This window comes from Parabacteroides sp. AF48-14, from assembly GCF_003477465.1.
Classification (GTDB): Bacteria; Bacteroidota; Bacteroidia; order Bacteroidales; family Tannerellaceae; genus Parabacteroides; species Parabacteroides acidifaciens.
On the sequence record NZ_QUDI01000011.1, the window covers coordinates 107,285 to 117,819 of the forward strand.

Sequence of the window (10,535 nt, forward strand, 5' to 3'; positions counted from 1 at the left end):
ACATGAAAACAAATCACATTTTACTAACTGCGGCCCTTCTCTTTAGCGCCGCAAGCTGCACCAAGGAAGCGACCGAGATACCGGGCACAAGCGACGACAATACTTTATATCCCGTCACGTTCAGCGGGGGGATCGATTTGGTGCAGACGAAGGGAGATGGTACGACTACACAACTGAGAAGTGGAATAAAAGCTGCAGTCTACGTTTATAAAAGCACTGAAACAGTCCCTAATGTGTCTAATCCTATAAAGAAAGATTATACGGTAGGAGACGCTGGTGTTTTGGCTCCCAGTAACAGTGGGAACCCTCTTTCTTTGACAACAGGTGAATATAAATTTTATGCTATTTCAATCGATTCGACAGCGTCTGACTTAGCTCTTCCCGAGTTTACAAGCGGTGTCACAAGTGAGTTGAGTAACAGCTTGGATTATATTTGGGCAAAAGCAGAAAGTCAAACTATCTCCGGGGGAGATAAAACTCATAACGTAGAATTAAAATTTGAGAGAAAAGCTGTAAAGGTTGTCATAAATATTCAAGGAGGAGACGGGATTACATTAGACAGCTGGGCGGGAAGCGCTGACGGTAGTGACGCAATGATCACGCCTCCGACACCTGCAAATCCGAACTCGGATGGTGAGTGTAAGATGACATTGGCCACTGGTGAGATAAAGCCGGCGACAACCGTTTCTACAACGTCTGTTGCTATGGTAAAAGGGGATGTGGCAGACGCAAATGGAGTTAAGACAGCCTATGTCTCCTATATAATGCTTCCATTAGTGGGGTCTGGTAGCAGTCCTGTGCCTGAAGTAACCCTGAAATTGAAAGTGAAAAATACGGGAGAAGCGAGTGGTGCTGCAGAACGTACATATAAAACAAATCTGAAATATCCGACGAATGGTTTTGTTTCCGGGAACCAATATACTTACACGGCCACCCTGAAAGCCAACGGCATCACCTTTACGGGTGCAACGGTAGCTGCGTGGGGAACCGGTACACTCGAGGATGGAAATTTAACCCCGACAGAACCGGATAATAGTGGCAGTTAATAACAGATAGGGCAAATAGATGATGATTTATCGGTGTGTAGAGATGCACGGCCGTGCATCTCTACTCGTGCTGCAGGCTCTCTTTTGCCGTCTGCTTCAGCTGACGGTTAAAAGGATTAGAGGCAAAGCCTCTTCCTCTGTGGGCTTCAGCCCCTTTAATAAAAGATTATCCCATTGGTGTTTAAAGGGGTTTAAACCCACAGAGGAATCCGGCAAAGCCGGAGAATTCCCAATCCGTTCGTTAAAACGAACGGCAAAAGAGAGCCTGCGGCATGGGGCTACACCCCATTAAAAGAACAAACTGATAAATCAGCATTTACCATTATTTTTTAATATAAAATTAAACAACCGTGCTACAACATCCATCCATAATCGCCGGCCCATTATTGGCCCTTCTTCTTTTGTTATCCTGTTCCTCCGGGGAAGAGATTCTGAAAGAAGAGATTCCTCCTGTTCTGCCGGAGGAAAAGATCGCCGTGTCGTTTAGTGGCAGGATCGACTTAGTCGAGACAAAGGCGCAGGGGAAAGCTGGTACGTCGGGGGAGGAGACGCCGGAAACGCAGACACTCCGGAAGGATGTAAACGTCACGATCCGGGCCTATAAACAGGCGGAAGCCGGTAGTGTCGGTGCCACGCCGCAGGACTGCCGGGATTATCTCGCAGGAGGGGACGGGAGCCTGACGGTAAAAGGGGGTGGAGAAGAGATGCTCTTGGCAGCCGGAACCTACACGTTCTATGCCCTTTCGGTCAATGCCGCCGGGGACACGGTTCCGCCTGCACTGACAAGTGAGACATCTGCGGAAACAAATGAACTTAAAAACAACACCGATTATCTCTATTGTGCCGTGACGCAACAAATAGAGTCAAAGCCGGAAGAGAAACAAAACGTACCCCTGACATTTACCCGCCTTGCCAGCCGCATACAGATCACGGTGACGGGCACAGGCGGCGACGATAAAATCACTGCTGCTACCGCCCCTACGATCACCCTGCCGCTGACAAATCCGGCGGGCTCGAAGATCACCTTGGGAGTCAATGATCCTATCGGACAATACCCGGTAGCCACCAATACGACCGAGGGGGACATAACCGGCTACACCACTCTAAAAAGCGCAGGCGACATAACAAACGGTTTTACCTCCGGTTGCATCCTGCTGCCGATGACAGCGGGTCAGAAACTGCCGGTCCGCATCGTCTTCCCGTCGATCACCTTCAACGGGCTGGCTCCGCAAACCGATAAGCTCTACACGGCAGATATCATCACTCCGGAGGGCGGATTCGTCTCTGGGAAGCAGTATAACTACACGGTCAACATCACCGGAAACGAGATCGGGTTTATACGGTTGGGCGTCACCTCCTGGGATATAAAACCGGGGGAATTGCCGGACAGTAGCATAGAAGAAGATTATTAGGAAAATGAAATAGACTATAAGAGGGAACAAGATGAAACATCAGACAGGAATCATACAGATATTAATAGCCGTCATCGGCCTGAGCTGCGGATGCACGGGGGAGAAGCTGCTGGACGAGCCGGTACCGGAAGGTCCGGTCGAAGTCCATTTCTTCAGTTCCGCCATCCCCACCCGTACGGAAGGGGTGGTTGCCGGTACGGATAAGCTCACCGCTGATGCCAAGGTGCGTATCTATGCCTACCGGAAAAAGGCGGGGGAGACCAAGGCCACCGCGACAAACAACTATACGGTAGCCACTGCCGCTGACGGCGGCACCCAGAGTTTGTCCCCAACCGCACCGGCGTCAGGTTCTGGTTCCGAAATGATCCTTCCCTCGGGAACCTTCAACTTCTATGCCGTATCGACCAATAGTGCGGAAACTGCTGTTCCGGATTTTCCTACGGACAAGGCCTCGGATGGAGTTCCGACTGATGAATATACGACAGTTGACGCTAAAAATGGAATCGATTACCTGTACGCTGCCGTGCCGGAGCAAAAGATCGCATTCGGTACGAAAAAAGCGGAAATCCCCCTGACGTTTAGACACGCAGGTACGCAGGTGCAACTGACGATCATCTTCGGGGATGGCGCCCATGCCGGAAGTAATGATGCCGCCCAAAATTTTAACCTTGCGAGGGTAACCATCCAGCCGACTACGGAACAGGAGGCCAAGATGCACTTATATAACGGAGAAATACGCTTTGGAAACCTTTTGGCAGGCTCTCCGGGGAGTGCCGACACGGCCTATTTTAAACAGATGTCGGTTGTCACCTCCGGCACAGTTGCGAACGGCAGTACGACCCCTGCCAACCAGGTTGCCACCTGCCATCTGTTGCCGCTTGCCAAAGCAACAAGCCAAAAAATGAAGATTAAAATAGAGATCGGTAATTTGGTTGTCGGTGGCTCCGAAGCCCAACCTCTTACCCATACCTATACCGGTGAACTCGATGCCTCCGCCGGTTGGCTGGCGGGGACGAGCAACCAGTACACGCTGACCCTTTCCGGGACGGAAATCAAGTTCTCGACTGTGACGGTAGTCCCGTGGACCTCCGGAACCGGTGGTGAAGTGGGAAATATAACCGATACGACTCCAACGGGTGATTCAACAACCCCTTAAAGTTATTTCAATGAATATGAAAAACAGCATATTGAATATCCTGTGCCTCGCCGGCCTGCTGACAGCCTGTAGCGGGTCGGATGACAGATTGCCTGTCGTAGAAGAGGGGTACGCCGCCGTCCGTTTCACCGCTTCGCAAGCGGTTGGCGGACAGACCAAAGCGGGTGCCAGTACGGACGGCTTAACCGCAAACGGACATGTCGCCGTATATGCCTGGCAGGGAAAGACTCCAGCGGAGGCGGAAAAATATGCCTATTCGAACTCGTACACGTTCCATCTGGAAAACAATACGTGCAACCTCGTCCCGCTTAGCGGTGAAATGAAACTGCCGGTAGGGGAAGGGTATAATTTTTACGCCCTGTCGAGCAACGACGCCAGTCTCCTGGCGCCTGCCATGGAAACCGGTAACCGGACTGTCACCCTACAAAACGGGGTGGATTACCTGATGGCGGTAAGCAGTTCGCATAAAGTGGAAGGCTCTGCGGGCAGTCCTATCCCTTTGACCTTCCGCCATATCGCCACCCGTGTCGTGCTGACGGTGAAACCGGCCGGCACAGACGGTTACGTCTCCGCTACCGGTCTGACGGCCTCCATTGCTCCGATCGACAGCACGGGAAGTTATATCGACTTGTCGAAGACATGGGATGCCGGTACTCATTACGACATGATCTACTGGGGGGCTGGGACAGACGTTACAGGCGGTACGCCCCTCGACAAGGCTAACGGACAGGTGAAGGCGGCCTCCAAAACGCAAGGTAGCGATACGGAATTTACCGTCTCCTTTATCCTGCTTCCGGTTGCCGGGAAAGCACAGATTCCCTTGCAATTCGATTTTACGGGCATACAGTTCACGGTAAGCGGTACGCCTGCCAATAAACGGTACTCGGCCGTGCTGACCGCTCCGGATGGCGGGTTGAAGGGCGGGTCGGAATACAAAATTACCGCTCAAATCTCACGTAAAGCCGTCACCTTCAATACCTCACTTCTTCAAAACCCCTGGACATCGGGCGAAGGAATCGGGGTGGATGAGGTGATTGAGGTGGACCCGAAGTAAATTAAAAATTAAGAATTAAAAATTAAGAATTAAAGGGAGGTACGTATATAATATGAAAGGGGTGTTTTATATAGGGTTGACGTTGCTATTGTTGGCGGGATGCGATAAAGTGGATGCCGGACGCGGGGAAAATGACGGGGAGGCATGGCCGGTCAGCTTTATGCTGGCAGGGGTTACGCCGACGCGGGCGGATGGGGCGACAGGTGTGGCGGACGGGACGGAACTGACGATTGCGGCCTATGATCCGAACAGCCATAACCTGGTTGCGGCAAGAAACTATAAGGTGACGAGCGGCAGTCTGATGCTTGATGAAACCGATAGCGAGGCGATGTACCTCTCTGTCGGCACCTACGACTTTTGCGCCATGACGCCGCGGCAGGTGTTGACGGGTACTGGCAAAGACGGCAAACACGGGCATATACAGCAGGGGGTGGACGCCTTGGGGTCTGTCACCCGGGCGCAGGTAGAGGCTACTGCGACTACTGCAATCCAACTGAATAATCTCGACCATCTCGCCTCGCAGATCAGTTTTACCGTGCAGGTAGTTCCGCAAAAGGTCGACTCGGTCGCCTCGTTTACCGTTCGGAGCATCGGGATCGACGGGATGGTATTGGCCGCGGAAGGGGAGGAAAACTACCTGCTGCCGGACAATAAGCTTGTGATACCTGCTGCCGATGCAGCGGGTAAATTCGGAACATTGACGATCGGTGGAACCGATGCTTTTACCATTGGGTCGCAAGTAGACAAGGGCCCGGGTTATATCAATAAGCAGAATACGCCTTTGGTGGTTTTTCCGAAGGCCGAGAGTACATTCAAAGCGGTAATCACGGTTGCGGTCAAAAAAAAGGTAAAGCAAGAAGACGGGACAACTGCGGACGGAGAGGAAGAGACGATAACATTGAACGCCAAGATCAACCGTTTAGCTTTTGACCCCGGCAAACGTTACAACTTTGAGGTCAACTACGGATGGGATTACGTCCGTTTCGACATCACCGTTGCTCCCTGGACAACTGTCACGGACAACAGCACAACGGGCAGCGGCGAACAAACGGTAAGCCATACGATAAAGATCAACCAGTGGGATGACGATATTGATTTAGACATGACGATATAATAAGATGAAGACGAATTTATATATACTGATAGCATTCCTGATGGAGATCGGGATGTTGGTCGGCTGTTCGGCGGACGGAATCCCGGAAAAAAGGGACGAAGTCTTGCCGGATGGCCTTACCTATATCCGTTTTGGGGTGGAGGCCGCTTCCGATCAGGGGGCGGACGAAAACACATTGCATAACCTGACGGTCCTGCAATTCGACCTCGACGAGAGCGTAACGGATGTAACAGAACAAGATAAATCCCTGTGCGTCACCGCTCGCTACCTGCGTAACCCCGAACCGGAGACGGACGCAGATGGAGGTGCTAAAGGCTATTACCTGATCGGGTTGAAGGCATCGACTAAAGACACCCAATATCTGGTCTTTATCGCCAATACCGGTTCCATGTTTCAGGACTATAAGGGGACATTGGGCGATTTCAAGGCTCTAACCATCCCTTTCGACCAGAAGACGAACAACGGCGAAAACCAGCTGATGCTCGGCGCCGGGTATGTGCCGGTGAAAGGTGTGGATGACGAGCAGACTCATCCGGTCATACTGAAACGGCTGGTTGCACAGATTCATTTTAACTATACGAAGAAGTTAGAGGTGACCGAGGCCCGTTTTACTCCTATCAGCCTCCGCTTACGGAACGTGCCGAAAGTGCTGAAATATGCCGACGGGATCACGGAGGCGACCGACTATCCGGAAAAAACGTCTGAAAATTTCACCGACTATACCTCCATCATCGACAAAATCGAGGAGGGCTTCACCTGGTATATCCCGCAAAACGTGCGGACGGCGGCGGCTGATGGCTCTTACGATGACGACTTCCGTACTTATGTGGAGCTTTCCGGCATCTACGAAGCCCCCAATATGCAGGACCAGTTGGTTACCTATAAGTTCTATCCCGGAAAGGATGATCATTATAATGTAAGCCGTAATTACAGCTACGAGATGCTGCCCGTTGTGGGTGGCGTCAACAGCTTCGATGCGAATGTGTCGACGCGCAATCTGACGGTCAGCCCGTCGGCCAACTGCTTTGTCGTCGCGCCGGAAGCGGGCAGCGAAGTGACGTTCGATCCGCACGATTCGCCGGGTACGGATGTTGCCGGAACCGAAATAGTCTATGCCGACCAGGTGATCGAAAACCAGTACAGCCGGATCGCGGATGTCAGGCCGGTCTGGCAGACGGCGGAGAACCTGATCGATGTCATATTCGCCGACGGGTTAGTGCGCGTTGTGCCTAACGCTAAAGGCATAGACGGCAATGCGTTGATCGCTGCATATGCCACCGACAACACGACGATCCTCTGGAGCTGGCATATCTGGGTGACGCCCTACGCCAAGGTGCTGGACGGAACGGGAACAAACGGTATATACACACCCAGACAGATAGCAATAATAATACGTATGAGTGGATGGATCGTAACCTGGGCGCCCTGAACACCTACCGCGAGGACAAGAACCGCAACCTCTACTACCAGTGGGGGCGGAAAGACCCGTTTTATGACAAGGCGCAGAACTCGGCTATTAGTAGCGTGATTACGGCTGCTGATAAAGGAAACGCTTTGAACTTCGACGTGTCTGTCAGGAATCCGACAGTCTTTTTCCAACAGCAAAGTGGAGATGGTAAATCAGGTACCTGGCACGGCGGATCAGCTGCTATCACCAACCTCTGGGATCCCGATACGAAAACAGTGTTTGATCCCTGCCCTGCCGGATGGCGGGTACCGGCAAAGGTTGCCTGGGAGGCTTATAAATGGGGAAGTGGAGGTAATATGGCTTGGGACACAGCCAATCCCTACGGAACTGTATGGACCGTCGGTCCGGGTGTCTATTCCTGGTTCCCAAGGGGAGCTCTAAATAACAGTATCGCTTTTGATACAGGTAATGCATATATGTGGTCGACCGAATGGGCAAGTACAACACCCTATACTTATAAAATCACCAGTTCGAGCGGAAGCGTTGCCAACACTATCGTCGGTTCTTTAGGCGGTTCCGTACGTTGTGTAAAAGTGAAATAACCGATAAAATGAAATAACAGGATGAAAACAAAGAATATATTCTGGCTTTTAGCTATTTGGACAACCCTGATCACCGCCTGCGCGGAGAAAGACGAGTTGCAGAGCGTGAAGGGCGTATCGGTTGAAGTCACCTGCAGTCTGCAAGTCGCCCGTATTGGAGGCGAAAGATCGACACGGGGAACCGACCTTACTGCCGAGGAATCGGCAATCCAGGACCTGACGGTGATCCAGTTTGATGGGGAAGGGGATGACGCTCCAACCATGATTGTCCGCACGTTCCAAAATCTATCTTCACTGGAAGGTTTAAAGGTCGGACTGATGCAGCCACAGAATGCGGAAAAGCAGCAAACCCTCTATTTCATAGCCAATGCCGGTAAGACGTTCAGTAACTTCAACGGTACATTGAAAACATTCAAAGCAACAGTAATTCCTTCTTCTGAGATGGGTGGAAACATCCTGATGACCGGAAGCTGCCTGACCGTAATTAAAAAAGAAACCTCCGTTGCTGCTACTCTGACCAGCCGGCTGGCTAAGATTGTTTTCAAATTAGACTTGACCAGCCTACCGTCCGGTGCCCGGTTTGAACCGCTCTGGCTACAATTGCGATCAGTCCCGACCGATGCCAGTCCGGAAGCTCCGGCAAGCGGGACTGTTTATCCGGCTCAAAGCAGCGAACTATATAGCGACTTGGAACCGGTTGTCAGCAATATAGATAAAGGTTACACCTGGTATATTCCGGAAAACAGGCGGGGGAAAAGCACTGCCACAGTAAACGATGCAAAAGATAAAAACAACAATAAACCGGATAACTATTGCACTTGCGTCTACCTTGAAGCCAATTACTATCCGAATGCAGATAACAACACTGACGCAAAAAGAGTGAACTATACTTTATATCCGGGGAATAACAACACTGACAACTTTGATATAGAAGGGAATAAATCGTACACCGTCAACTTGAAAATAACCGGTGTGGATGGTAAGAACGATTCGCGCCTCGAAGTCAAAGATATCCCGGCCTCTCTGCCGGGCGCCAATTGTTATATGGTCAAACCCAACTCCTTCCTGACCTTTAACCCGCATAATCCGCCGGGTGCAGACGTGTCGGGAACAATCGTCTATCTCGACCGGGTAGGTTCTAAGGATAAGTGCAACATCGCCCGTGCCGAGATCGTCTGGCAAACCAAACCGGGACTAATCCGGGCAATCTATCATTTGAGCGCCAGTGGGGAATACCGGATACAGACAGCCAATATGACAGGGAACGCCTTGATTGCCGCTTATGACGAAGAGAATAAGATATTATGGAGCTGGCATATCTGGGTAACGGATTATACATTGGATGATGTAGACGAGAAGATTAAAAATATTTCAGAAAATACTAATCAGGAAATTAGCTTGACCAACGACGGTAAAAGCAGAGTTTTTATGTGGGAAAAGTATGTCTGGATGGACCGGGGGATCGGAGCGTTGTCGAATGAACCGGGTTTCGATTCGTTCGGCATGATTTATCAGTGGGGACGAAAAGACCCGTTTCTTCCGGGTGATCAGATAGCGAGTACTGCTCTCCTTATAAATACGATTACGCCAACTTATGATGCCAACGGAAACCGTATTTATGCATCGGGAATTTCGGGTAATGGTATTGAAAATGCGATAAGTAACCCTATTTTCTTTTTAAAGAATTGGAGTGTAGATAAAAAAGAATTATGGAATTATCCTAATAAAACCGTATTTGATCCATGTCCGGCGGGTTGGTGTATTCCTCCAAGTGGTGCAGTGGCGGATTTTACAACGAAAACAAGTGTAACATACAAGACCAATAATGGTCAGTTGGATAAGAACGCGGCATTTGCCAACAATTTGACAAACTTATTCTGGCCTTACGTGGGATACCGGCATGTATCATCGGGAGCAGGATACGCTTGCGGTCATTTGGGAATTTACTGGTGTTCGAATTTTCAGAATACTGAAAAAACCAATGTTTATGTTTACGGGGGATACCAGAATCAATATAATGACAGTAGCCAAGGTAAACAAAATTATCGTGGACCTAATGATGGCTTACTTGGCCGTTGCGTAAAAATAAAAACAACGAATTAACAAACAATAATGAATAAGAAAGAACTGTCACAAACCCTTTCCCACCGGTTGGGAATTACTTGTAAAGAATCGCAACAATACCTCGACACCCTGTGCGAGGTATTAAGCGAAGAATTTCAGAAAGGCAATTCCATTTGCCTGCAAAACTTCGGCCTGTTTAGTTGCCGGCAACAGCCCGGCCGCCCCGGTCGTAACCCGCGCACAGGCGTCCCAGCCATATACCGTCCCGTACCATCGTCAAGTTCAAGCCGGGCAAGGGGTTGATGAAAATTCTAAATCCTTGAATAGTTAGCGCTAACAAGGCGAAGGAGCAAATGCTGATTTAACGGTCTGTTCTTTTAATGGGGCAACGCCCCATGCCGCAGGCTCTCTTTTGCCGTTCGTTTTAACGAACGGAATAAATACCCGGCTTGCCGGATTCCTCTGTGGGTTTAAACCCTTTCAAATACCTATAGACAGATATTTATTAAAGGGGCTAAAGCCCGCAGAGGAAGAGGCTTTGCCTCCTAATCTTTTTTAACCGTCAGCTGAAGAGACTGTGTGAAAAAGCCCAAGAAGAAATTGTAAAAGAGTAATAGAATTCTTATCTTTAAGGGACAGAAAAAATAAGAACTATGCACTATATAACAGGAACAGATCG

At 50.1% G+C, this 10,535-nt stretch carries 9 protein-coding genes; all 9 read left to right on the top strand.

Features of this window, described 5'->3' with window-relative positions:
- The first annotated feature begins 2 nt into the window (after nt 1-2).
- The 9 genes from DW083_RS07295 (at nt 3) to DW083_RS07335 (ending at nt 10,159) form a co-directional block, all read left to right on the top strand.
- Nucleotides 3-1,046, top strand: a complete 1,044-nt coding sequence (locus DW083_RS07295; RefSeq protein ID WP_158582095.1) for a fimbrillin family protein — start codon at nt 3-5, stop codon at nt 1,044-1,046.
- 350 nt (nt 1,047-1,396) lie between these two features.
- Nucleotides 1,397-2,458 (top strand): fimbrillin family protein, encoded by a 1,062-nt coding sequence (locus DW083_RS07300; protein WP_122331930.1) that lies wholly within the window; start codon nt 1,397-1,399, stop codon nt 2,456-2,458.
- 31 nt (nt 2,459-2,489) lie between these two features.
- The gene (locus tag DW083_RS07305; protein WP_122331931.1) at nt 2,490-3,614 is read left to right on the top strand and encodes a fimbrillin family protein; all 1,125 of its coding nucleotides are present in this window, start codon (nt 2,490-2,492) and stop codon (nt 3,612-3,614) included.
- Nucleotides 3,615-3,630: 16 nt separating this feature from the next.
- The gene (locus DW083_RS07310) at nt 3,631-4,668 is read left to right on the top strand and encodes a fimbrillin family protein (RefSeq protein WP_158582096.1); all 1,038 of its coding nucleotides are present in this window, start codon (nt 3,631-3,633) and stop codon (nt 4,666-4,668) included.
- Nucleotides 4,669-4,720: 52 nt separating this feature from the next.
- Entirely contained in the window at nt 4,721-5,782 is a 1,062-nt protein-coding gene (locus DW083_RS07315; protein ID WP_122331933.1) for a hypothetical protein, read from the top strand.
- 4 nt (nt 5,783-5,786) lie between these two features.
- Nucleotides 5,787-7,211, top strand: a complete 1,425-nt coding sequence (locus DW083_RS07320; protein ID WP_122331934.1) for a DUF4906 domain-containing protein — start codon at nt 5,787-5,789, stop codon at nt 7,209-7,211.
- Nucleotides 7,187-7,792 (top strand): hypothetical protein, encoded by a 606-nt coding sequence (locus DW083_RS07325; RefSeq protein ID WP_122331935.1) that lies wholly within the window; start codon nt 7,187-7,189, stop codon nt 7,790-7,792. The genes DW083_RS07320 and DW083_RS07325 overlap by 25 nt, the downstream gene beginning before the upstream one ends.
- Nucleotides 7,793-7,813: 21 nt before the next feature.
- Nucleotides 7,814-9,895, top strand: a complete 2,082-nt coding sequence (locus tag DW083_RS07330) for a DUF4906 domain-containing protein (RefSeq protein WP_122331936.1) — start codon at nt 7,814-7,816, stop codon at nt 9,893-9,895.
- A 9-nt stretch (nt 9,896-9,904) separates the two neighbouring features.
- Entirely contained in the window at nt 9,905-10,159 is a 255-nt protein-coding gene (locus DW083_RS07335; protein ID WP_233551890.1) for an HU family DNA-binding protein, read from the top strand.
- Nucleotides 10,160-10,535 lie beyond the last annotated feature (376 nt).

Bases quoted from the DNA above. Each gene is read 5' to 3' on its own strand.
- DW083_RS07315 (WP_122331933.1), top strand. From the start codon at position 4,721: ATGAAAGGGGTGTTTTATATAGGGTTGACGTTGCTATTGTTGGCGGGA.
- DW083_RS07325 (WP_122331935.1), top strand. From the start codon at position 7,187: ATGGATCGTAACCTGGGCGCCCTGAACACCTACCGCGAGGACAAGAAC.
- DW083_RS07335 (WP_233551890.1), top strand. From the start codon at position 9,905: ATGAATAAGAAAGAACTGTCACAAACCCTTTCCCACCGGTTGGGAATT.
- DW083_RS07310 (WP_158582096.1), top strand. From the start codon at position 3,631: ATGAAAAACAGCATATTGAATATCCTGTGCCTCGCCGGCCTGCTGACA.
- DW083_RS07305 (WP_122331931.1), top strand. From the start codon at position 2,490: ATGAAACATCAGACAGGAATCATACAGATATTAATAGCCGTCATCGGC.
- DW083_RS07295 (WP_158582095.1), top strand. From the start codon at position 3: ATGAAAACAAATCACATTTTACTAACTGCGGCCCTTCTCTTTAGCGCC.
- DW083_RS07330 (WP_122331936.1), top strand. From the start codon at position 7,814: ATGAAAACAAAGAATATATTCTGGCTTTTAGCTATTTGGACAACCCTG.
- DW083_RS07320 (WP_122331934.1), top strand. From the start codon at position 5,787: ATGAAGACGAATTTATATATACTGATAGCATTCCTGATGGAGATCGGG.